This window comes from Neobacillus camarae (assembly GCF_054950115.1).
Genome location: NZ_JBUCKX010000006.1, coordinates 24,489 through 47,880, shown reverse-complemented (window position 1 = coordinate 47,880; position 23,392 = coordinate 24,489). Strand labels below are relative to the sequence as shown.

General features: G+C 39.0%; 28 protein-coding genes and 1 riboswitch. Of the genes, 5 read left to right on the top strand and 23 right to left on the bottom strand.

Going from position 1 to position 23,392, the window contains the following annotated elements; all coding sequences use genetic code 11:
- Positions 1-21: 21 nt before the first annotated feature.
- The 8 genes from meaB to ACY8D0_RS27615 form a co-directional block, all read right to left on the bottom strand.
- Positions 22-963, bottom strand: coding sequence for a methylmalonyl Co-A mutase-associated GTPase MeaB (gene meaB / locus ACY8D0_RS27650; RefSeq protein WP_462413679.1), 942 nt, complete (start codon positions 961-963; stop codon positions 22-24).
- A gap of 35 nt (positions 964-998) precedes the next feature.
- Positions 999-1,709, bottom strand: a complete 711-nt coding sequence (locus ACY8D0_RS27645; protein ID WP_462413678.1) for a FadR/GntR family transcriptional regulator — start codon at positions 1,707-1,709, stop codon at positions 999-1,001.
- A gap of 52 nt (positions 1,710-1,761) precedes the next feature.
- Positions 1,762-2,520 (bottom strand): sigma-70 family RNA polymerase sigma factor, encoded by a 759-nt coding sequence (locus ACY8D0_RS27640; RefSeq protein ID WP_462413677.1) that lies wholly within the window; start codon positions 2,518-2,520, stop codon positions 1,762-1,764.
- Positions 2,521-2,634: 114 nt separating this feature from the next.
- A complete protein-coding gene (locus ACY8D0_RS27635) occupies positions 2,635-3,933 on the bottom strand; it encodes an MFS transporter (RefSeq protein ID WP_462413676.1) in 1,299 nt (432 codons plus the stop codon).
- A gap of 375 nt (positions 3,934-4,308) precedes the next feature.
- A complete protein-coding gene (locus tag ACY8D0_RS27630) occupies positions 4,309-5,502 on the bottom strand; it encodes a M24 family metallopeptidase (protein ID WP_462413675.1) in 1,194 nt (397 codons plus the stop codon).
- A gap of 52 nt (positions 5,503-5,554) precedes the next feature.
- On the bottom strand, positions 5,555-6,451 hold the full coding sequence (locus tag ACY8D0_RS27625; protein ID WP_462413674.1) for an AEC family transporter: 897 nt from the start codon (positions 6,449-6,451) through the stop codon (positions 5,555-5,557).
- Between the two features lie 225 nt (positions 6,452-6,676).
- Positions 6,677-7,282 (bottom strand): hypothetical protein, encoded by a 606-nt coding sequence (locus ACY8D0_RS27620; RefSeq protein WP_462413673.1) that lies wholly within the window; start codon positions 7,280-7,282, stop codon positions 6,677-6,679.
- Positions 7,283-7,457: 175 nt separating this feature from the next.
- A complete protein-coding gene (locus ACY8D0_RS27615) occupies positions 7,458-8,093 on the bottom strand; it encodes a hypothetical protein (RefSeq protein ID WP_462413672.1) in 636 nt (211 codons plus the stop codon).
- A gap of 190 nt (positions 8,094-8,283) precedes the next feature.
- On the opposite strand from ACY8D0_RS27615, the gene ACY8D0_RS27610 reads away from it, so the two are divergent.
- From ACY8D0_RS27610 to ACY8D0_RS27600, 3 genes are all read left to right on the top strand, one after another.
- Positions 8,284-9,075 carry a class I SAM-dependent methyltransferase gene (locus ACY8D0_RS27610; protein WP_462413671.1) on the top strand — a complete coding sequence of 264 codons (792 nt, stop codon included), beginning with the start codon at positions 8,284-8,286 and terminating at the stop codon, positions 9,073-9,075.
- 16 nt (positions 9,076-9,091) lie between these two features.
- Entirely contained in the window at positions 9,092-9,406 is a 315-nt protein-coding gene (locus ACY8D0_RS27605; protein WP_462413670.1) for a hypothetical protein, read from the top strand.
- 179 nt (positions 9,407-9,585) lie between these two features.
- Positions 9,586-10,977, top strand: coding sequence for an amino acid permease (locus ACY8D0_RS27600; protein WP_462413669.1), 1,392 nt, complete (start codon positions 9,586-9,588; stop codon positions 10,975-10,977).
- A gap of 173 nt (positions 10,978-11,150) precedes the next feature.
- Here ACY8D0_RS27600 and ACY8D0_RS27595 read toward each other — a convergent pair whose 3' ends face one another.
- The 7 genes from ACY8D0_RS27595 to ACY8D0_RS27565 all read right to left on the bottom strand — a co-directional run bounded on the left by ACY8D0_RS27595 (position 11,151) and on the right by ACY8D0_RS27565 (position 15,665).
- On the bottom strand, positions 11,151-11,549 hold the full coding sequence (locus ACY8D0_RS27595; RefSeq protein ID WP_462413668.1) for a VOC family protein: 399 nt from the start codon (positions 11,547-11,549) through the stop codon (positions 11,151-11,153).
- A 155-nt stretch (positions 11,550-11,704) separates the two neighbouring features.
- Positions 11,705-12,811, bottom strand: a complete 1,107-nt coding sequence (locus ACY8D0_RS27590; RefSeq protein WP_462413667.1) for a glycosyl hydrolase family 18 protein — start codon at positions 12,809-12,811, stop codon at positions 11,705-11,707.
- Between the two features lie 184 nt (positions 12,812-12,995).
- Positions 12,996-13,454 (bottom strand): hypothetical protein, encoded by a 459-nt coding sequence (locus tag ACY8D0_RS27585; RefSeq protein ID WP_462413702.1) that lies wholly within the window; start codon positions 13,452-13,454, stop codon positions 12,996-12,998.
- A gap of 5 nt (positions 13,455-13,459) precedes the next feature.
- The gene (locus ACY8D0_RS27580) at positions 13,460-14,248 is read right to left on the bottom strand and encodes a hypothetical protein (RefSeq protein ID WP_462413666.1); all 789 of its coding nucleotides are present in this window, start codon (positions 14,246-14,248) and stop codon (positions 13,460-13,462) included.
- Between the two features lie 152 nt (positions 14,249-14,400).
- Positions 14,401-14,841 carry a cell wall hydrolase gene (locus ACY8D0_RS27575; RefSeq protein WP_462413665.1) on the bottom strand — a complete coding sequence of 147 codons (441 nt, stop codon included), beginning with the start codon at positions 14,839-14,841 and terminating at the stop codon, positions 14,401-14,403.
- A 152-nt stretch (positions 14,842-14,993) separates the two neighbouring features.
- A complete protein-coding gene (locus ACY8D0_RS27570; protein WP_462413664.1) occupies positions 14,994-15,323 on the bottom strand; it encodes a YciI family protein in 330 nt (109 codons plus the stop codon).
- 147 nt (positions 15,324-15,470) lie between these two features.
- Complete coding sequence (locus ACY8D0_RS27565; RefSeq protein WP_462413663.1) at positions 15,471-15,665, bottom strand: hypothetical protein; 195 nt, start codon at positions 15,663-15,665, stop codon at positions 15,471-15,473.
- Positions 15,666-15,939: 274 nt separating this feature from the next.
- Here ACY8D0_RS27565 and ACY8D0_RS27560 point away from each other — a divergent pair, with 274 nt between their 5' ends.
- Positions 15,940-16,275, top strand: a complete 336-nt coding sequence (locus ACY8D0_RS27560) for a L,D-transpeptidase (protein WP_462413662.1) — start codon at positions 15,940-15,942, stop codon at positions 16,273-16,275.
- A 126-nt stretch (positions 16,276-16,401) separates the two neighbouring features.
- Here ACY8D0_RS27560 and ACY8D0_RS27555 read toward each other — a convergent pair whose 3' ends face one another.
- From ACY8D0_RS27555 to ACY8D0_RS27545, 3 genes are all read right to left on the bottom strand, one after another.
- Positions 16,402-17,178, bottom strand: coding sequence for a Cof-type HAD-IIB family hydrolase (locus tag ACY8D0_RS27555; RefSeq protein WP_462413661.1), 777 nt, complete (start codon positions 17,176-17,178; stop codon positions 16,402-16,404).
- Positions 17,179-17,248: 70 nt separating this feature from the next.
- Positions 17,249-17,461: an SIR2 family NAD-dependent protein deacylase gene (locus ACY8D0_RS27550; protein ID WP_462413660.1), complete on the bottom strand. Its 213-nt coding sequence runs from the start codon at positions 17,459-17,461 to the stop codon at positions 17,249-17,251.
- 54 nt (positions 17,462-17,515) lie between these two features.
- The gene (locus ACY8D0_RS27545; RefSeq protein ID WP_462413659.1) at positions 17,516-18,388 is read right to left on the bottom strand and encodes an SDR family oxidoreductase; all 873 of its coding nucleotides are present in this window, start codon (positions 18,386-18,388) and stop codon (positions 17,516-17,518) included.
- Positions 18,389-18,588: 200 nt separating this feature from the next.
- Here ACY8D0_RS27545 and ACY8D0_RS27540 point away from each other — a divergent pair, with 200 nt between their 5' ends.
- Positions 18,589-19,023, top strand: coding sequence for an Rrf2 family transcriptional regulator (locus ACY8D0_RS27540; RefSeq protein WP_462413658.1), 435 nt, complete (start codon positions 18,589-18,591; stop codon positions 19,021-19,023).
- A 362-nt stretch (positions 19,024-19,385) separates the two neighbouring features.
- Here ACY8D0_RS27540 and ACY8D0_RS27535 read toward each other — a convergent pair whose 3' ends face one another.
- The 5 genes from ACY8D0_RS27535 to ACY8D0_RS27515 form a co-directional block, all read right to left on the bottom strand.
- On the bottom strand, positions 19,386-19,736 hold the full coding sequence (locus ACY8D0_RS27535; protein WP_462413657.1) for a VOC family protein: 351 nt from the start codon (positions 19,734-19,736) through the stop codon (positions 19,386-19,388).
- Positions 19,737-19,854: 118 nt separating this feature from the next.
- Positions 19,855-19,989 carry a hypothetical protein gene (locus ACY8D0_RS27530; RefSeq protein ID WP_462413656.1) on the bottom strand — a complete coding sequence of 45 codons (135 nt, stop codon included), beginning with the start codon at positions 19,987-19,989 and terminating at the stop codon, positions 19,855-19,857.
- Positions 19,970-20,317 (bottom strand): VOC family protein, encoded by a 348-nt coding sequence (locus ACY8D0_RS27525; protein ID WP_462413701.1) that lies wholly within the window; start codon positions 20,315-20,317, stop codon positions 19,970-19,972. Before ACY8D0_RS27525 ends, ACY8D0_RS27530 begins: the two co-directional genes overlap by 20 nt.
- 281 nt (positions 20,318-20,598) lie before the next feature.
- Entirely contained in the window at positions 20,599-22,425 is a 1,827-nt protein-coding gene (locus ACY8D0_RS27520; protein WP_462413655.1) for an APC family permease, read from the bottom strand.
- Positions 22,426-22,560: 135 nt separating this feature from the next.
- Positions 22,561-22,702: riboswitch (cyclic di-AMP (ydaO/yuaA leader) on the bottom strand.
- A 276-nt stretch (positions 22,703-22,978) separates the two neighbouring features.
- Positions 22,979-23,296 (bottom strand): hypothetical protein, encoded by a 318-nt coding sequence (locus ACY8D0_RS27515; RefSeq protein ID WP_462413654.1) that lies wholly within the window; start codon positions 23,294-23,296, stop codon positions 22,979-22,981.
- Between the last annotated feature and the right edge of the window lie 96 nt (positions 23,297-23,392).

The window sequence follows — 23,392 nt, the reverse complement described above, 5'->3', positions numbered from 1 at the left end:
TACCTCCCAAAAAATGAATGATTATTTTTTTAATAAACTGTTTACAATTTCATGTGAAACGGTAAAGGGATCTGAAACACCATTTCTTAGCTCTTGTATCTGGTTCTGGACGGCTTCATCTGAATCAATCAATTCTTCTACTTTATTAGATAGCAATTCTAATATCATATGGTTAAATCTTGTTAAATTCCTAGTTTGCCGTTTCTCTTCCCATAAACCGGATGCTTTTAAAAATTCTTTATGTAGCACCATTTGATTGATTAAATCGGTTATTCCTTCTTCTTGGGTTGCAACGGTCTTTAAGATGGGTTGATTCCAATCTGTTCGCCCTGATTCCCGCACCATCATCTTTAAATCCTTTACACTTTCATCAGCACCCGGCCGGTCGGCTTGATTGATTACAAACAGATCAGCAATTTCCATAATTCCAGCTTTTAAGGTCTGCAACGAATCTCCCAAACCGGGAACATTGACCAGGATGACAGTGTCCGATACATTCAAAACATCAAATTCGATTTGCCCTACTCCGACTGTTTCAATTAAAATAATGTCCTTTTCAAACGCATCAAGCACTTGAACGATGTCGGCTGCTGAAGCTGCCAATCCTCCTAGATTTCCCCTAGTAGCCAAACTTTTGATGAAAACATTAGGAAGTTTCGCAAGCTCCTGCATTCTGATTCGGTCACCCAAAAGGGCTCCCTTTGTGAAAGGGCTGGTTGGATCCACACAAACTATTCCGATCCGGAGACCTTGTGCAGCCAGCTGTTTGCAGAGCTTACTAACTAATGTGCTTTTACCGGCACCCGGTGGACCCGTTATCCCCACGATATGTGCGTTGCTTCCTTTTGAATAGCAGGACTTAAGGATGCCAACGCTTGCATTCGTTTGATTTTCAACCTCCTTCAGTAATTTCCCCAAAGTGAGATCGTCCTTTTTATCCTCCCAATTCTTCAGCAGTACCACGAGAACACCTCCTCTCACAGAGATAAAATAAGCCTTTATTCTTCTTTCATTCCTCCAAGTTCTTCTTGTGCACGTGCTAAGTGAGTTAACATGATCCGTTGGGCTTCCTCTTCATCCTTCTTTTCGATGGCTTTAAAAATGGACCAATGCTCCTCCTGAAAACGTTTCAGGGTAGATGGTGATGTTGCCAATTCGTTTCGAGTTGTTTTGATTTGCTCACTTAGCAAATCTGAAATCACTTCCACCACCATTTGCAGCATCCTATTTTTAGAAGTGGCGACAATGGATTGGTGGAATAAAAAGTCATTTTCAGACTGCTCATCTTGGTTTTCAGATGGAAGCTGATCCATCTCAATTAGGATTTTTTCGATTTTTTGTAAATCTGATGCCGTTCTTCTTGATGCCGTCAACTTTACAGCTCCCATTTCCAAAATCGTTCTTACCTCGAACAATTCATTGGTGTTTAAGCCCTTAGAAATAGCAACGAGCGACATAATATTTTTTAAATTTTCCGGTTCTGCTTGTTTGATAATCGTTCCTTCGCCGGACTTTCCTTCAAGGATTCCGATAACACTTAAAACCTTAAAAGCTTCACGAAGGGAAGAACGACTTATTCCCATTGACTCTGCAAGCTCAATTTCATTTGGTAACTTCTGTCCGATTTTTAATTTCTTTGTGATCAAAAGCTTTTTAATTTGGTCCAAAACTTCTTCAAATTTCTTTTTCTTGTTAATGACCGTAAACATATATGTCCCTCTATTCTTTGTTTGGTATGATTGTCAGACAAAGGGAGTAGACTTAAGAACAATATTTTCTAATTTCCTCAAACGCTTTTACCAGATGCTTATGAACCATGGCTTGTGAACAACCGATGATTTGGGAGATTTCAGTTTTGCTGTATCCTTTAAAGTAATGTAAATAAATGACTTTACGTTGCTTTTCATTCACATAATCCAAATACATCTTCACCATAAGATTATTAACGGCTTGATCCTCCACACTTTGGGCTTTGGTTCTTAAATTAAGCAGTGGCTGATAGTCATCGTCTTTTCCGTTGATTTTCTTACATTCTTGATAAATCAATTCTTGCATTCCATAAACCAGGGCGAAGGCATCATCCTTGGTGATGTCGAAATATTTCATGGTTTCCGTAATCGATGGATCCCGTTGATAGTTGATCCAAAATACTTCATGGAACTTTTTATATTTTGGGTAAAGCTCACGAATTCGCTGCGGAATGACCAGCATATTGGAATTATTGGATCTTGAGAAGTTCCTTAATTCCCCTTGAATCGTTAAGTACGTATATCTTACCCATTCATTTGGTGACAGGTTTAAATCCAATTTATAAATGGCATGAAACAAGCCAATGTACGCGGATTGTAGGAGATCTTCCCACTCGACCTTATTAACGGCCATGAATTTTGCAGGAGATTTTGTGTAATCCTTAATGACATATTTGACAAACTTATTTGCTTCCCTACTTTGAATTAATTCATTTAAAAATCCTTTATCTTCTTTTGCAAGTTCTAATACATCTTTATTTAGTAGAAACATAGGTTTTCTCTCCTATTTTTCAAAGTTGGTCAAGAATTTAGATTTTCCCGCCATTGTGATATTATGAGGGTGGGAGCGGTACTTGTTTTTCTTGACCAACTTATGCTGCCTGTTTTACTCTAACACTTGGTTTGCGGAGACCATAAAACGTGTTAAGATGGCACCTATAAGGGCAAGTGCCGCACCTATAAATAATACGTATTGCCAAGAGCCGAAGGTTACAATGAGAAAACCGGTTAATGCCGGTGCAATGATTCCTGCGATCGTTCCAGAAGTGTTCATGATTCCAGATAAGGTTCCTGCTGATTTTGGACCAATATCAATTGGCAATGTCCAAAACATGGTAAAGTTAATTCCCAGGCAAGTGACTGATAAAGTAATATAAGCTAGTGCTGCCCATTCATTTGGAGTATAGGCACCTAGAGCCATAAAAATCGCTGTCCCTAAAAAGGAAATATAAATAGGGATCCGTCTTGCTTGGGTTAGAGAATATTTTTTGGTCAACCGGTCTGATAACAAACCTGCCAAGTTCATAGCCACAAAAGCACCAAGCCAAGGTAAGGCTCCATAGATCCCAACCTTTAACATGGTAAAGCCTCGTTCCTTCATGAAATAGGCCGGAAGCCATGTTAAGTATAAGTACCAATTGTAGTTTTGAAAAAAGTAGATTAACGTGATGCCCCAAACTTCTTTTACCCGGAACATTTTGGACCAAGAAATCTTCACATGTTTTTTTTCTTGCGTGGTGGCCGGTTCTTCCATTTCCGCTAGTTCTTGTGGTGTGATAAACGGATGGTCTTTTGGATTGTCAGTGGCAACCTTGAGCCAAACAATCGCCCAAATAATCCCCAAAGCCCCAAAAAAGTAAAATGATGCATGCCAGCTGAATTGTGAAGTCAACCATGTCGTAATCGGTGCGGTAATTGTAACACCAATGGCCATACCCGACATATTCAGTCCTTGCCAGCGTCCCCTTACATGAACAGGTGACCACTTGGAAACAACGGATGTGTGGGATGGGAAGTTGACCGCTTCACCGACCCCCAGTAAAAACCTGATTAAAATCATCGAAGCAAAACTCCAAGCCAAAGGTGTAGAAATGGTAAATACTGACCATAGCGTTACCCCAATGGCGAGAAACTTGACTCCCCCCCATTTATCCGACATCCATCCTGCAGGAATACCCAGCAATAGATACCCGACAAAAAATGCGGATGAGAGGAGACCAAATTGTTGCTCATTCCAGCCAAATTCCTCCATCATCGTGACCGCTACAATGGAAATATTAGAGCGATCGGTATAAGCAAGGACTGTACTTAAAAAGATAAAGAACATTACCCACCAACGTGCCTTCATCTTCCTTTTTGGGCTGGAGACATGAACCTCTGTATTCTGTGACAGTGGTTTTGTCATAAACTTTTACCCTCTCCTTCTTATTCGTGATCCTGTCTGCTTCCTCAAATATGCTCTGATTTTTGGTAAAATCACCACCTCCATAAACATGGAAACGCTGACATTTAGTTTCAGGCTTTAATTACCAAGTCTACTATTGTCAGCGCTTTCAATTTCAATTCGAGAATTAGCATTTTGGAATAACCTAGATGTATGTATGCAGGATCTTTGAAGTTAATAAGAGGATAAAATCTGATTATCAGTTTGTCAGACAAACCGATTTATGTGTTTTATATTAGCGGATTCCCAAATTACTGTCAACACAATAAACTAAATATTTTATTTATTTTAAATATTCTATTAATATTATTTTGTGATAGTATCTTTATATAGAAATTAGTCTACATAGAATAAATCACGAGTAAGCGTGCTTAATATTTTGAAACCATCCTCGGTAATTAAAATATCATCTTCTACCATAACAGAGCCAATTCCCGGCACCATGAACTTTGGCTCAATCGTAATAACCGCACCTACTGGTAAAGGCTGATGGAACCCTAATCCTAATACAGGATCTTCATCTATTTCTAAACCAATGGAGTGACCAATATAAGTTCCTCGGTTGCTGTTTACTCCCATGAAGTTTTCTTGCAGGCGATTATGTTTAGCCAGTTGTTCTGCATAAAGATATAGCTCCTCACCTGTTACTCCTGGTTTGATTTTGTCAATAACGGATAAGTGCAGCTCTACTAATCGGTCCCACAAGTCTTGTTGTTGACTGGTTGGTTTTCCTACGCAATAGGTACGCGCCATATCGGCATGGTACCCTTCTCGGCAAATACCGTAATCCACGACAACCAAGTCCCCTTTTTCCAGTTTCCGCTTTGATGCTCCCCAAGGCAAACTTTCGCTCATCCCGATTCCGGTTACGGTCATGGCATGGCCTGAAACCTCCCAAGCATTTGGACCGGAAGAAACAATGCCTCCTCCAGGCAAATAGCCATCCCAGCGGCGAAACCACACGACTCCATCGCCCCCATTTTTTCTAGCGGCAAACTCCATACTTGCAGACAATTCAAATTCCGTTTTTCCGGCTTCTAGCGTATGAAATAGGGCTTGATGTCCTTCCTTCCATAAATCAATGGCCTTTTCGATGGCCTCAATCTCCGTCCAATCTTTGACTAGGCGTTGCTGCATCACGATTTTGGAAACATTTGTTAAACTATACGACGATAAATTCTTTTGCAGGCTCAGCCCAATATTCATCGGCAGCACGTCTTGTTGAATTCCAATCATACTCCCCTTTCCGGGCAATAAGGCAGATTCTCCCAAAACGGATAACATTTCTTTAAAACTGTTCGCCGGTATCACTTTGTTCAACCATGTCGCCTTTTTTGCCATTTCATGTGCCCGTCTGGTAAACAGGATTGGCTCCCCGCTTGCCGGTATCCAGAGATTGGACGGCTGCGCGGTACCAGCATAATAATAAAGGTCCCTTGGGTACATAATGAGTGCTGAATGAATCTGGTTTTCTTGTAATTTCTTCTGGAAGCGTTTTAGCCTTTTTTGATAAATTTGGATGTGTTTCATTTTCCATCACGCCTTTCATCGAATTGTCCATTTTATTCTATAAAAATATTATTTAACCATAATAAGCGTTCAAGAAGTATAAAAGAATCGTAACGGAAATGAAACTAGCCACTGTAGACATAAAGGTGATATTGGCCACAGTGTCCGCTTTGGTTTTATACTCAGCCGCTATGATGGTCATAATGACGGCAGTAGGCATGGAGTGCTGAATAATCAACACTTTGGCCAAAATGCCGGAAATCCCCATTAATTGAACGATGACAAAGATCACCAAAGGTGCCAACACAATCTTCAATACGCTAGAAAGGATGGTGACACTTATGTACCCTTTCAGACTGGATCTTGATAGCTGAATCCCTAAAAGTATGAGCGCTAGCGGAATCATGACTTCACCAACCATGCTAATTGGATCCATAATAAAATCTGGTATTTTGATATGAAATAGGTTGACGATAATAGCCAAAATAGTGGCATATGTGGTTGGCAAAAAAAACAAACTTTTCAAAGCCGTTTTCCAGCTATTTTTTTTGTAGGATGCAAAATAGATTCCCAATGAATACATTAAGATAAAATTCATGACCACGATAATAATGGCCATGGCTGATGCCTTTTCCCCGAACGCGAATAATATAATCGGAAGCCCGTAATTCCCCGTATTCGGAAAGACAGTAGACAGCAGCGAGGCATTCGTGAACTCTTTATTTCCCGTCCACCTCATGACAATCACTGTGAGGAGGACCATCACGATCGTAAACAGGAGGACAGACGTGGTTATTTGAATCATTTCGGTGGAAGAGAGTTCATTTTTCACTAAAAAACTAAAGATGAGCGCAGGACTAAGGAGAAAAATGGATAGTTTAGAAATGGGCGACGGATCAATTTTTGAAAATTTCCCAAACAAGTATCCGGCTAATAATATGATTAAGACAGGAATAATGACATCAATCATCAACAGACCACCTATTTTTTTGATATTTTTACTAACAGTGGCGGGAACGATTGAAAATTGTTACCTAATCCTATTGAAAAAATAAAATTTTTTTTTTGGACAATGAATCCACGGAATATGAACAGAATTATTACTAATAAGATTAAAGGAAAAAAAGACCAGACATACTGTCAAATGTCTGGTCAGAAATTGTATTTTGTACAATTCAAGGTTTAGATAACTTGGCTATACGATGGAAGAGCTTTCTGCTTTACCGGATTTCGCTGAGTTTAGCTCTTTTAAAATATGATTAGAAAAAGTTTGGCAGCATCCCATAACGTTATCAACGATTACTTTCGAAGAATATTCGAGAAAGTGGACCATAAAGTTCTTATTTTCCGTATGAAGGAATGTCCCTATAAATTCAACCAATAGATCGTTTACGACTTTAGTATGAAAATAAAATCGTTCCGCATGGGCTACTTGCTCCTGAAGGCTTGAGCCTTTGTAAACTAACTCCTTGACCCTTGGCATATTTTCAGCTAAAAAATTGGACTCTTGGATTTGTTTAGGAACATTCGCCATAATGGATTGGAAAGTTTCTAGCGGGAAAAACCTTTCTTCTTCAATACACTGCGTTAAAAAGGCTAGGGCTGTATTGGTAAAGGCATATTGAAAGGTAACATTATCTAATAGTGACTCTAAATACGCTTCAGGAGATCCTACACTGTCCCTTGCTTGTAATAAAATCTTTTGAACCCGTTCTTGCAGCACCATTTTATCCCAATCGGGTTTCGTAATGATGGCATTAAAAACATCTGCTGTGTTTTTCGATAGCGCCTCTATTGACAACGTTTACATCTCCTCTAATATTTATTTTCGTATGACCCATTCCTTTTACAATATAAGCCCTTATGAAGCGAAACTTTGTACATTTTCTGGCTCTTGTACAAAAATAGCGCATCCTACTTCCAATTATACCTTAGACAACAATTGCCATAAAGAAGATTATTAAATTCTACCAGTTTTACGATGCCGAATTGATCAATGTAAGTAATTGTTTGATATTCTCCAAGTTTTTTGTATTTTTAGGTACACAAATCACCATATTTTCATCTAAGTCTAGCGAAGTTAATCCTTTCATATCAGAGGTGCCTATTCCATAAACTTTTTCGCCTGATTTTAATAGTGCCTTATCTCTTATTTCCATTTTGTTAAAACCCTTTAAGTCATTCAAGGGTAACAGAGATTTCTCTGATAAAAGCTTCTCAAACAAGTCATGTTCAATAATGATTAAATCAATATCCCCTGTTGCCAGCTCTGCTGCAAATTTTTGCCTTTCTACTTGTGAAGATTGATCCAAATTTGAATCGTCATTGCTGATGGATTGTACAATAACCTCTTCATGACCTTTGTCTGTTACAAGTTTGTTGGTTAAATGTTCTTGGAATTGAACGACGTGTTGACGATTAACATCTTTCCCCAAAATCGACAGGCGAAGGAAAGCCTCTTTTTTCCCGCTTGGAGGGTTACCTATTAGAAAGATTAGCAGAATGATCGCAGCTATGGTCCCCAAGATAGGCAACTTGTAATAGTCCCAAATATAAGAAATTCTTTGCATAGGGCTCATGGGGGCAAGGATTTCTTTGATGTTTGATTTCAATTTTTCGTACTCCTTCCATGAATTTTTTGTTTAAGATATCGCTTACTTTTATTTTAATATATTAAATTCGAGAATACCATTTATTATAGGAATCTTTTACTCATCTTTGTTTTTGAATTTTCCAAGGGAAAATGAGTTTTTATAGAGAAATATATAAAAGTCGAACACTAATAGAACGGGAGTGAATAAAGTGTCAGACGACCAATTAAAATCAAAGGTTCAAAAGCAGTTTGGCAAAAATGCTGAAAAATACGTAGAAAGCCAGATCCACGCAAAAGGTACCGATCTAAATATGATGATAGAATGGCTTAAACCTTCCAATCATTGGGCTGTTATCGATATTGCGACAGGCGGTGGGCATGTGAGCAAAACACTTTCTCCCTTTGTTCATCAAGTCTTCGCTACAGATCTCACGCCTCAAATGCTATCAACGGCCCGAAAGCATCTCTCCCCTAGTTGCCAAAACGTTTCCTATATCGTTGCGGATGCAGAGTCTTTGCCTTTTTTGGAGAATTCGTTTGATGCAGCTGTCTGCCGTATTGCTGCGCATCATTTTCCAAATCCGCAAAATTTTGTGGCAGAAGTTGCGAGGGTGTTGAAACCGGAAGGCAAGTTTCTGTTAATCGATAACATCGCACCTGAAGAGGCTGAATTAGACCTTTTTATGAATACAACGGAAAAGCTGAGAGATGACAGTCACGGGAGATGCTTTACCATAAAAGAGTGGTCTGACTGGTTTAAAAGCAATGGCCTAGAGATGAAAAAGTCTGACAGAAGAAGGAAAACATTTGATTTTCCTGTTTGGGTAAGACGAACGGCAAGTTCTGAGGACCAAGTCCAGTCGGTCGTGAAACACATTCTTGGTGCCAATCAAATGACGTTGGATTATTTTTCGGTAGTCACCCAAAATGGGGAAATTACATCACTTCAAATTGATGAATGGATGGTATTGGCAGAAAAGGCCGCGATAATTAAAAAATGAAGTTGGTGAAGCTGATATGCGAATTCATTTATCGCAGGAACAAATGACAGAAGTCAAACGAATCGTTGAAAAGGAATTTTTGATAACTGCAATTGAACCAACACATGAATATCTATTTATCAACTGTTTCGCCAAAAGGCAGAAAGAAATTGTCTATTATCACCTGTTTGCAGAAAATGATACGCTGATTATCCGCTGCTATGCACGTGTGTTTGACAATTCAGGTCTGAGCATGATGATCAGAAGCACAGCAAAGAATCTATTTGACTATCTGGTATATCAGACAGGCTTAAAAAGTAAAAAGTATATTGAAAACGGGGTCGTTTGGTAAGTTTTCAATTATTACGTATTCCTGAAAACATTTTTGTAAGTTTACATCTTTTTTTCATTCCTATTAGCATTATGCAATCTTTGTATATCTCCATTTTTTAAAACATAGTTGTTTTATAACCTTAAAACCTCAATCCCAAAAATAGGTTGTTTCTTTTAAGGTAGAAATGGAGGGAATCAATGAAATCTTTTATGAGAAGGAAGTCAATTGACCAGTTACAAGAGGAAGGCACGAATAGTACAGGGCTTCAACGTATCTTGGGATTATGGCAGCTGACAGCCATCGGCTTAGGGGGAATCATTGGTGTCGGAATTTTCGTCCTGACAGGCGTGGCAGCGGCTGAACATGCTGGACCTGCTGTCATCCTATCCTTTATGATTGCAGGGCTTGCCAGTGCAGCAGCGGCCTTATGCTATGCGGAATTCGCCGGATTGATTCCGGTCGCGGGCAGTGCCTATACCTATAGCTATGCGGTGTTGGGAGAAGGAGCCGCCTGGCTGATTGGGTGGGATTTATTGCTTGAATATACCCTGGTCATCGCAGTAGTGGCGATTGGATGGTCAGGCTATATGCAAGAAATATTGCACCAAATCGGCATTCATCTTCCATTATGGGCACAGGGAGCTCCGGGGACTGGTGCCGGACATAAAGTCGACCTTATTGCGATGATCATCAGTTTGGCCATTGCCGGGCTGCTTACCATTGGGATGAAATGGGGAGCTCGATTTAACAACTTGATGGTCATTATCAAATTAACTATCGTGGTGGTGGTCATTGCAGTCGGCAGCTTTTACGTGGATACCGCCAACTGGCACCCGTTTATGCCATTTGGGTTTCATGGCGTAATGGGAGGCGCGGCACTGGTATTCTTCGCCGTATTTGGGTATGACACCTTAACCACGGCTGCAGAGGAATCGAAAAATCCGCAGCGTGACCTCCCCCGTGCGGTGGTCTTTTCCTTAGCGATTGCTCTCTTACTTTATATCGGCATGTCCCTTGTGATTACCGGTATGGCTCCATATGAAACATTAAATAATGCCGCCCCGATTGCGAAAGCCTTTAGTCAAGTTGGTTTAAATTGGATCACGTTAATTATTTCCGCGGCCGCCATTGCCGGGATTTTATCGGTGCTGTTTTCTTTTATGCTCGCCGGTTCGCGCATCTGGTTCGCCATGAGCCGTGATGGTTTGCTGCCTAACTGGTTTGCTAAAGTCCATCCCAAATATAAAACACCTTACCGGCCAACACTTATCATTGGCGTGGTAACAGCCATTGTATCCGGTTTAACCCCGATTAATGAGGTCGCTGAATTAGTGAACATCGGAACACTGTCCGCCTTTATCCTGATATGCGCTTCCATCATGGTGCTGCGCATCAAACAGCCGAAATTGGAAAGAAGATTTAAAACACCTTTTGTTCCATTTGTCCCTATTGTCGGAATTGGCTTTTCTCTTTATCTGATTAACAGCCTGCCATCGATTACTTGGATTCGCTTTGTGATTTGGATGGTGGTGGGGTTTGTTCTATATCTTTCATACGGCAGACGTAAGAGCAACCTTTCTAAAAATTAGTCCCCATAATTTACCTCTCTACTTTTTGTATATCTTGAAATAAAACCCTCTTAATTAGACCAAGAAAAAAAGGGCACCTTAAGCTGTTCTCTTCGAGGTCCGCAACTATAAAAGACAGTATAAAAGCAAAGCGATTCGGTATGAATTTGCTTTGCTTTTTTATTGGTATTATGTTATTTAGGTAGATTTAGCTGCCACGAAACCCCAAAACGGTCATTTAGCCAGCCAAACTTCTTACTGAAACCATAATCTCCTAATGGCATAAGTGCTTGTCCACCTTCGCTTAGTTTTTGATAAAGATTGTCAAGTTCTTCCTCCGTATTGCAAGTAACATATATTGAGAACGAAGGTGTGAAGGAAAACTGATGTTTGATATTACTGTCAATGCACATAAATTCTTGCCCTTTTAAGGTGAAAGCAGCCTGCATGACCGTTCCTTCGTCCCCACTTTCATTTGCACCATATCGGACAATATTTGTAATGGCTGAATCCTCAATCAAAGATATGTAAAAATTCATTGCTTCTTCTGCTTTTCCATCTTGAAACATTAAAAATGGTGTGACCTTTTCCATTATAAATCTCCTCCTTTTCCTGTTTTTTATTTTCTTAATTTTAATTCAACTTGTAGGATAATATCCAATCTTTTACTTACCCTCTTTGTTGCTTCTACAAAAACAGGCTCTAATCCCATTTGGATCAGTGCGTATGAACGTACCTATTAATCGCATTATTTTATTACTCTTATTCTCTGAGGTATCGTCTTCCAATACTTTGGGTCTTCTAAGCCGAGCCGCCAAATCCCGATTCCTCGTAAATTATATTTTTCTACAAGATTTAGCTTATACCTCAGACTATTGCTATTCTCAAACCACGCTTGGTGGCTGTGATGTTCTTCATCTTCGTAACTGAAATGAGGTGATTTCGAACGGGAATCCCATAATACTTTCGCTTTAAATTTTGTTTTCTGACCCATCAACTCTTCATAGGAGCTATACTTGGTTTCTCCTGTTGTTGTATCCCAATCCCATCCATAACCTGCGATCCCGAGTATAATTTTTGCTGGTGGCACTTTATGTTTCAAGGCATAACTTATCGTTGCTTCAGTCCAATCGACTGATGCTGTTGATCCGGGTTTTGTTCTAGGGTTGTGTTCGTCGTATGTCATAATCATTAACCCATCCGAATATTGGCCAAGCTTTTCATAATCAAACCACGGTGACCAGGGATTCGCTCGGGAATCGCCTGTGTTTGACGGGACGGAAACTGTCACCACTTTACCATCACGTTTTAGGGCATCAGACAATTCTTTGATCATCTGACTAAAAGATTCTCGATCCGTCAAATACAAATTTTCCATGTCAATATTAATACCGTCATATTTATACTGATTGATTTCATTGCGTAAGTTTTGAATGAAAACATGGCGGTTATTTTCGTTATCGAGTACATTACTCGCTGCCTGCTTGCCTTTCTCCACAGTTTCATAAAACAGATTATGTACAACCATATATACCTTGAGGTCTTTTTCATGAGCACTCTGAATAACCTTTGTCATATGATCCTCTGAAACGGAGTTTATTAGACTGCCTGGACGATTTTCATCGAGCTTATACCAAAAAGGTGCAATGATACTTAAACTAGAGAATTGAGAGTCAACTGTAGGCTGAGATCCTGGATACGTTCCTTCCTGTTCTGTGTAAAACCCTAAAACTTCACGATGAGTTTTAGTCTTTTTGCCTTCCTCTTTTCTTTGCAGCTGACTACAGGATGACATTAGTAATAATCCTATGCTTAGGAAAATGATGGTGAATGATCGAAAACAATTTTTCTCCATAATACACCTGCTTTTAATTTGTCTATTTCTAAGTTGATGAGAAAAGTTGTAAAGAATGCTCAGACCCAATAAATCTCTGAGCATGTTTTAAAAGGTTTTATTGAATTAAAGCACCCCTAGTTTAAGCGGAAACCTTCACAGAATTTTAGAAATTTATGTATGTGTTCAACGCATAGTCATTTAATCATTTAACTTTGGCTACTCCCAATGCAAAATGGCTCCAAAGGATGTCTTCTACTAATTCAGCTTGTGAATCTTCACAATCAACAATTAGGATGACTTCAGACTGTTTTCCTCTTAAAACTCTTTTCTTCCTCTTTATCACCAATTCCATAAAAAGACGAATAGCAAACCCCAAAACAAATCCAACAAACGCACCGATTAGACCCCAATAAATCGGTCCCCAAGCTAATTTGAACCCAATACTTGCTCCAATAACTGAAAATCCAGTGCCAAGCCCCATTCCAATATCAATCAAGCTTGTTCCGTCGGAGCGATGAAGGTTATCAAAAATTTTGGGCTCTTCTGCTCGATTATCCAGAGGGACAGCAAACAGGCTTTCTTTTTTAAGCCCTTTTTTTTCTAATGTAGTAATGGCCATTTCTAAAAATCCAGTGGTTTCAAATGTTGAAAATACCTGCACATCGATCACATCACTTTTTGTCCTTTTAGTATTTTGAAACCTTCCGATTGGTAATTCTCGGTTAAATGATTCCTTAACTCTTTTTCAAATAGTTTGTTATTCTCCACCGTATTGATATAAGAATCATATACTGCAAACCCATAGTGTGAAGGGATAAAAAGAAGCCATTCTGCCTTTAAGACTTCAGTTGCTTCCTTTACTTTTCCTAAAAACAAAAGGATAACAGCTTCTTGAACATGAGAATAATAATAAAATACCACTAACCAGATGATGACAAAGAGAGCGGTTAAAATCCTATGTATATAAAGCTGCCCCAGCCCAGGAATAAACAACGACCACATAACGGAAAGAATGGGATTTCGCTTATCTAAGTAGTTAATCTCTAACGATCCTAATGAAAATGAACTAAACCTGTGTTCCTCTCGCTCTGCTAAAAGATAGACCCTATTCATGTCTACGGTTGTCCGGTAACTGTCCCAAATACCGAAGAGGTAAACAGGGATATACATAAGAAGCCATCTTGTGTCTAATACCTCTTTTGCCATGGGAATATTCCCTTGAAAAGAATAAATCATGGAAGAATTAACATGTGCGTTAATATTTACAATCACTTCCCAAATAAATAAGGCATATCCTCTAAGATATTTAGATAGTAGCAAATGCCCAAATCCAGGGAAGGCTGCGGACCACCAGGCAATGATATAAGGATTTCTTAAATGCAGCTGGGTTGTTCCTAAAATACTTACATGGGCTTTATACCGTCTGGCCGTATTATCATTTGTATAGTTGTTCATTTATTCCACCTTCAGGAGCGATTTATATTATTTTTCCAAAAGTAGGATATATTTATGCCTGTCCTTATTATGCCAACCTGTCCTTTAGTGAACCAAAAAAAGGCTGCCGCTAGCATGAAACGGCGAAACCAAAACTTACCCAAAGAGTACGCTTAACCGCTATAAACACTGTCACATGTTCCAGGCTTTGGTTCATAAAAACAATGTTCTTTAAATTGGCCAGATTGTGGTTGACCGTACCATGTTCCAGGGCATGGAGCATGTGGATTAAAATACCAAAGAGCGAATTTTGCCGGGTGATTTCTCCAATAATCTAAATTCATTTTTGCTAATCTTCTTTCTGCCGATCTTGCCCTTTGGTAAAATACATTCCCTTTTTGAACGGCTTCAAAGGAATAATTTCCTCCTTGCACTTGATAAATAACTTGGTTAACGGATCTTAAACCCTTAAAGTCCAAACAATTAGCAACAAGGCGATTCACAATGACATTGCCAACATATAACATTCCCTGTTTTCCTTCACCCTCGGCTTCTGCTCTCATCATTCTTGCCATTAAGTTAACGTCTGAAGTTCGGTAATTGACTCGTGGCATTTTTTCACCCCCAAAATATGGTATGAAAAATTACCTACAATGATGTCAAATAGCAATAGAATAAAGATAAAAAGGACCGCATGTAAGCGATCCCCTCATCCATCCTTGCCCACGTCAAATCAGAAAACGGAGGCCACCTGTAAAAAGGATTATTATGACTTCTTAATAACTGCTTTCATCGGATAAAATTCTGTTGTCATAATTCCGGCAATATCGGCGGGATCTTCTGCAATCAGTTTTGGAACTTGTTCCTGATTGTCGACTTCAATAATGGCCAGTCCGTGTGGGGCTGAAGGATTTAGGACGGGGCCAAAAACCAACGCAATCCCCTGATTTTGCTTTTCCGTCCAATAGTCGATGTGTTGCCGCATGATATTCCTTTCCTCTTCGGTCATATCCTGATGAAAAGACATTCTTGGAGGAGTGGATTTTAACATGAAGTGTATTTTTCCATGATGGTTATTTGAGGTGTCGTTCGCCATATGAATCCCTCCTTCAGTCTGATTTGTATTTTCAACATCATAACGCTGGGCTCCCTTGTGCCTTAAGTCCCTTCCAAATCCAATAAACACTGACGGATGAATTCGATACTCTCCTTTTCGCTCTTATTCTAATCGTCTATGTACAATCTATTCATCCCTTACATCATCCTTTGAAAAATGTTTTACAATTGTTTTATTTATATTATTTAGCAAAAACAATCCTCTTAAAATACTGCCTACAATAATGCCAAAGGCAATAACCCCCGCGATTTGTGGAGGACCAATCAAAAGTAAACAGAACCCTAATAATGCACTTAAAACAATAGATAAAAACAAATACATATTCTTCCTCTACTTTCCCAAATATAGATAACTTACAACTTACTATTCCTTCCGATATACCAAAACTCCTTCTAACTGTTTATCCAACCATCTGCTCCGAAAAAATAACAGAATACTTGAAGTACCACGAGCCTTTGGTTAATCGGTGGTACTCCGTATTTGAACTCACTTTCATCCCCTGTCTAAAAACGGCCGGCGCCCTAGATGGGCTTACCCGTTCGGAACAAGCGCCGGATATACTTCATACCATATTCAAAAAATGGAGTTGATCTTCATGGCGAAATGGATTGATGTATCAACATCAAAACACCAATTAAAACTTTTTGATCGTCACAGGCTGGTAAAAACTTACCCGATTGCAGTGGGAAAAATATTGACACCCACACCTACCGGAAACTATACCATAATCAACAAAGACCCTAATCCTGGCGGACCATTCGGAGTGCTTTGGATGGGATTGTCAAGACCTCATTATGGAATACATGGAACAAATAATCCATCTTCTATAGGCAAAAATGTGTCTCATGGTTGTATAAGAATGTTTAATCACGACGTTCTAGAATTGTCATCTTTAGTTCCCATTGGTACGAATGTTTTTATTCATAAATGATTCAATATTTCTCGCCCTATTTACTTTTTAATTATCTGGCTTCTTCCGCCACAAAAAGGGGGATCGCCACAGCAATTCCCCTCCTACTGATTTAAATTACCTGCTCATTTAGGTACACTATATTACTTATAATAGACCGACCATTTGAAGGCCATAATAGATTCCATTGTCTTCAACTGATTTCCTAACGTATTTTGCTGCTCCTTTTACTTTATCTTCTGCATTGCCCATTGCCACACTGTGCTTTATTTCTGAAAGCATCTCAATATCATTTAGACCGTAGCCAAAAACATATTGACTCTCTTCTGGGAATCCTAATCTATCAATAATTTTTTCAATCCCTTTTGCTTTCGTGCCTCCCTTTGGAATAACATCAACTGAAAAAGGCAGAGCTCTAACAAAATCTAAATCTATAAAACTTTGCGCATATTGTTCCTCTTCATCATCTGGGCAAAAAAGAAGTGTTTGATACAATTCACGCCCATGATAGTAATGAGGATCATAGGTGGGACTATCCATTTTCAATGACTCAAAACTATTCCTGATGTAGGGATGTTCTGGCACATTCGATTTCATTTCTTCATGATCCATATAAACGACTGGATGATGATTACTAAGAGCCGTTTCTGTTAACTTTTTTATGGTTGCAAGGTTAAGTGGATTGGTATAAAGGACTTTTCCATTTAAAACTACATATTGGCCGTTATAACATACATAGGTGTTTATATCTAACTCTTTTCGTAAATCTTCAAACATAAACGGAGCCCTGCCTGTTGCAATACCCACTTCATGCCCCTTTTCTTTTAATAAAAAAATCGCTTCTTTTGTGGAAGCAGGTAACTTCTTATCTTGAGTAAGCAAAGTGCCGTCAATATCAAAAAAGATAATACTTTGTTCTGTCAATGTAATTCCCTCTTTCTGCTAAATTCAAATGAACAAACGAGCCATTTTGACAATACACAGTGAGTCGCCGTCAACATGTTGGGTAAGGATAAAAACCTGATGAAAACATATTGGATAACCCATACTTTTCAATAAATGGAGCAAAGTTTTCCGTAAATCTTTTTCCACTATATTCAATACCAGCGGCTGCCGATAATCCTGTTCCCCCACCTACTAAAATGCATTCTGCCTCATCTACTACTTTCCTTGCCTGTTCTATATGTTCTTGAAAAGTACTTTTCATGGTAGCCTCCTTTTCTGCAAAAAAACCGACTTAAAGTCGGTTTTTTAGTTCATTTTATTTTGTTTGTAAAATTGTCTGAACAAGTTGGGCCATTGCCTCGTTGATTGGCGTAACTGGTCGGCCAAGTACTTTTTCAAAATCATTGCTTTCAACATCAAGTGAACCGTTCCGGATGCTTTCTTGAATTCCTACTACAATCGGAATTGCAAAATCAGGTACACCTAAGCCTTTCATGATTTCTGCATATTGTTCATCACTAACCTGTTGCACAGGTATTTCTTTACCCAATACAGATCCAAGAGCAGATGCCAATTCTTCCTGGGTTAAAAGAGGACCAGAAAGTTCATACACGGTATTTTCGTGGCCGTTTCCAACAAGAACCGCTGCCGCTGCATCTGCGTAATCTTGCTGCAAGGCCCAGCCTACCTTTCCTTCAACAGCAGAAGTGACCCATGGGGCTCCAGCAATGGCACCTTGAATGCTTCCAATTTCGTTTTCCAAATACCAATTGTTACGCAAGAAAGAATAGGGGATACCCGTCTTCTTGATGGCCGCTTCTGTCGCAACATGAGGAGGAGCCATTAAATTTTTGCTTTCGGTTGCATTGGCTAAACTGGTGTAAGCAATAAATTTTACCCCTGCACGCTCAGCTGCTTTGACTGCATCGGTATGTTGGCGAATCCTTGTTTCATTGTCACCATCCGCAGAAATAATTAATAAGCTGTCAATCCCTGCAAAAGCTGTATCTAGTGTTTCCGGACGGTCAAAATCTCCTTTACGAACTTCCACGCCACGAGCACGAAGTCCTTCTGCTTTTTCCGGATTCCGAACACTTACTGCCAGGTCACTTGCAGGTATAGATTTCAATAATGTTTCCACAACCTTTGAACCTAATTTCCCTGTGGCTCCAGTCACTAATATTTTCATTTGTATTCCTCCCTTTACGCTTCTTCTGTAACAATATTGATTACATGTATTCATTTTAGTTACATGTAACTCATTTGTCAACAGGTAAATTTCTATTTATTATTTTGTTCGTATTTTGGTATAATAAACTTGTAATCAATTTAATTACATGATAAAAAAAGAATCAATATCGTATTAGTTATTAGAGGTGGTGATTGAACATGTCCATCAGCAGCCGATTCGCTGTCGGAATTCATATATTGACTCTTATTGAATTAAATAAAGAAGGAGTAACCTCTTCTGAATTTTTAGCTTCAAGTGTTAACACGAATCCAGCCGTCATAAGAAAATTAATGGGTATGCTCAAAAAAGCTGGTTTGATAGAGGTACATCCAGGCATTGCCGGGGCTAAACTGGCGAAGGAATTATCTGATATTACCCTGTTCGACGTTTATAAGGCCGTGGATGTTGTACAGGAGAAAGAATTGTTTAGCATTCATGAAAACCCAAATCCTGCTTGTCCCGTAGGCAGGAACATCCAAGATACCATTGAACCATTATTCACAGCAGCACAATTCGCAATGGAGAAGGTTTTAAGAAATGTTACTCTAGAAGATGTTGTGAAGGATATCGCCACTAAAGGGAATATATGTTAAGAAGGTATTCCATGGGAATGCCTTTTCTTTTTATAATTCAAATAAAAATTGCTGGTGAAACAGCCCGTTTGTTGTGGAAGAAAAGCCTTCAGCTAAAAAAACTTATTTCAGTTCGAAAAAACTAACTTATTTTTTCTTTTTAGATTTTCCAAATAAACCTATTGCTGCTGCTACGCCTATACCGACACCAAACCAAGCAGCCATACTCAATACATTCACCTCCATTTAGACTAAGCATATCCTTTTGTATTTATATGACTTAAAATACTAAAGTTTAACAAGTTTGACTGTTTTTCAACAATAAAACAGAACGCCAGAAGCGATCCCGTTATATATTCAAGTTCTCGTTATTTTAAGTGAACCTATTCAAATGTCACAGCTATTGTGACTTCGTCTATTTTTGTCGGCTCCATAGTAAACTTCACTCCGTGCTCCAATAATCGGTCGTACTCTTTACGAATATCTGCAACGCCAAACATTGTTGCTGGGATGCCTTCGGAAAATATTGTCTTTTGATACTCTTTGGCGGCCGGATGATTATTCGGTTCGAGCAAAAGCTCAGTCCCCTCTTGATCATCTGTAGAAACAAGCGTTATCCACCTGTATTCTCCGGCGGGATCGTCCTCCTTTTTTACAAACCCCAGCTTTTCAGAATAAAACTCCAGTGCCTTTTCTTGATCTTGTACAAATATACTGTTAACAATTATTTTCATATGTTTTTGCCTCCTTGTTCTTTGCCCTGTATGTTATTTCTGGTAACATTCTGGCTATTGACCAAACGTCCCATTCATTATTCAGAAATCTTATTAGGAATAAAACATCACTTTTAAATCATTGATTCGTAATTAAGTCTTCTGAATCCTGCCCTATTAATTGAATAAAAAATAGGATTGCCGCAGCAATCCCCTCCCGTTTGTTCACCAAAAGAGGAATAATGACAATCCCTTTATTTCTCCCATAGCTCAATCAGTCTGCCTTCTGGATCTTTAATCCAAATAAACTTGCCAAAATCACCAATCTCTTTTTCCTTTGCAAGAGGTACACCCATTTGTTCAAGATGCTGAATCATCTCTTTTAGATCATGAACTTGGAAATTTAACATTACTTGCTGTTCTGTTGGGAAGTAGGTGTCATCTTCAGTAAAGAAAGAAAAGATTGTTTCAGTTTCAGGTTGGGGTTTAATAATAGCCCCATTCCAATCATCCATTTGTATCTTTAACACTTCACTGTACCATTTTTTTACAGCATCTAAATTTTTAGTTCTCCAAAATATTCCCCCGAAACCTTTTATCATCACAACAAATTCGCTCCTTCTCTTGTTTCCTTCATTCTTCGTTTAAATTAGATATTCAAGAAATAGTAACCAATTCCTTCTTAAGCAAATACTCGATTAAACTTATAAAAAGTTTCATTCGAAAGCGTCTTAATACTTTCTTTTGGTGTAGTCTCACCTGATTCCAGCTAAATATCGGTTTATTCTTTCATCTTTCCAGCCACGTTAGTACAACAACTTCATCAGAACTAAACGTTAACCCTTTAGGATTAACGTTCGAAGTCTGAAATAACTAGCAATCATTATTTTATTAAGTGATAAGGCACTGTAGTGACAATCACGTCTCTCCGATAGAGTAAGAAAGTTCTTATGAGAAGACTTGATTGATTGTGAAGAATGTTTTGCCACCCTTTTTTGGGAATAAATTGCGGAATGACAACTGTTACCCGATAATGACCATCCCTTGCTTTATACTCTACAATATCCACAAATTTTGCGAGTGGGTTAATGATGCTTCGATACTGGGAATGCAATGTCACCAGACGAACATCCGGCTGCCACTTCTTCCATTTCTCTTCAAAAGCCTTCTCATCCTCTCTTTCAAACGCCACATACACCGCGATGATTTGTTCAGGCGAAAGGGATTTAACATAATGTAACGTATTCTCTACCACATGAGTCATGCCCGCAACAGGCACGATCATCACGTTCCCCTCAATGGTCAAAGGCGGTTCACTGGTTTGAAGACTTAGCTGGTTTCCAACCGCTTCATAATGCTTTCTAATCCGTTGGAAGAAAAACAGAATAATAGGTAGAAAGATTAAGATGGGCCAAACCTGTGAGAATTTGGTGATCAAAAACATCAATGTAACGATAAGGCTGATAAGAGCCCCCGCTGTATTAATAATAAATTTCGGAATCCACCCTTGCGGCTTTTCACGCAGCCATTTTACCATCATGCCTGATTGAGATAAGGTAAACGGAACAAAGACGCCAATCGCGTAAAGCGGGATAAGTGACTCGGTTTCTGCTTGAAACGTAACGATTAGAAGGATAGATGCAATTCCAAGACTGATGATGCCATTTGAATAGCCTAGTCTGTCCCCTCTAATAAGAAACATCCTTGGTATAAACTTATCCTTAGCAAGATTGACTGCCAGCAACGGGAAAGCAGAATACCCTGTGTTGGCGGCTAGGATTAAGATTAATGCCGTCGTTCCTTGAATAAAGAAATAAACGATATTCCTCCCGAAAACTTCTTCGGCGATTTGGGAAACAACGGTTACTTTTGGGTGGGGAGAAATCCCATAATAATAGGCCAAAAATACAATCCCTGAAAATAAAACGGCAAGCAAAGCTCCCATGGCCATTAAAGTTTTAGCGGCATTATTAGGGGCTGGGTCTTTAAAGTTGGGAATGGCGTTGGATATGGCTTCTACCCCTGTTAAGGCAGAACTACCGGAAGCAAACGCTCGTAAAAGAATGAACAAACTAATTCCCGCCACAGGTGTTCCTATTGTGGTATGTAACTGAGGCGAAACCCTTCCGGTAAAAATTTGAAACAGGCCCACACCAATTAAAACAAACAACGCCAAAACGAATAAGTAAACCGGGTAGGCTAAGACTGAGGCAGACTCGGTTACCCCTCTTAAATTCAAAATGGTAATAAAAATGACAAATATAATGGCAATGACAACATTATGCTGATGCAAGGCGGGAAACGCAGATGTAATAGCATCGGTCCCAGCTGACACACTAACCGCCACGGTTAGTATGTAGTCGACCAATAGGGAACCCCCTGCAATTAATCCTGATTTAATACCGAGATTACTTTTAGAGACCACATAGGCTCCACCCCCATGAGGGTAAGCAAAAATGATTTGTCGATAGGATAATATGAGGGCTGTTAAAAGGATTAAGACCCCGATGGCAATCGGGATGGAATACCAAAATGCGGCTGTCCCTACTGTGACCAAGACGATCAGAATTTGCTCTGGCCCATAGGCCACCGATGACAAAGCATCAGAGGAAAGGATGGCCAAGGCTTTCGTTTTGTTTAGTTTCTGTTCCCCTAACTCATTGGATTTCAAAGGTCGCCCAATCAATACTCTTTTTATTGCTCCAAACAAGTTCATGCACCGCCTAAGAATTCATTCTGTGTTTTATGTACCCGTACAAACAAGGATCAAAAATAAAAAAGTGCCCACAAGTCAGATTTTAATAGACCTGTAGACACTTCACTGTTCTAATGCCACATGCTCCACCTTCCTTCTCATATAACGCTTACGAGGTTAGCTGCCGGATTCGGACCTTGAGTAGCCCTACCTAAAAAGGATTCACCCCTTGAGTTAGTTAAAACCCACATAAATGGTTCCCCCGTACCTATGGTTTCAGCGATTTAGAAATATGAAACTGACATAATATTACTCCTATGTTCGGCATATGTAAATGTATTTTTTTCCAAGCATATGATGTCCCAGAAATACGTAAAAGTTAGGAAAAAACAAGCGGCCCTTGTTTGATACCAGCAAAATAAAAAGCCCTCATTGAGGACTTGGCTCTGCGTCTAATATATGTGGGTAAGAATATATTTAACAAAAATTCCCTTTGTGTACGGTCAAAAACGCCTTATAAGGACTCTTACATTTCAACTAACTCCTCAAGTTGGCTTGAATAAAAAAATTACGTTTCACCATAAAAATCAGCAAAATAGAATAATCCTATTTTCCGAACCATGTAATGGCTTAACTCACTTCCAGTCGCTTTTTCAAATGGAGGTTTTGTAATGCTGTATACTTTTGCATTAGGATTTAACCTAAGGAAATGATTCTGATCTACTTTATTTTCAAATTCATACTCGAATATATTTGAGATAAAAGATTCTTTAGGATATCCCATAAACAGCAAATGAGTGCTTATAGCCATTTTTGGAGTTGAATGTGATAAGAGAAAAATGACTACAATAAATACAATTGCTGAAATCACTACTATTTTTTTCAAAGGAATCCACCCCATTTTTCTAACTTGGAGGAATTATTCTCGATATCAAAATAATAAAATGGTTGCCCTGCTAGTAGCTGCCTGGATGTTAGTTAA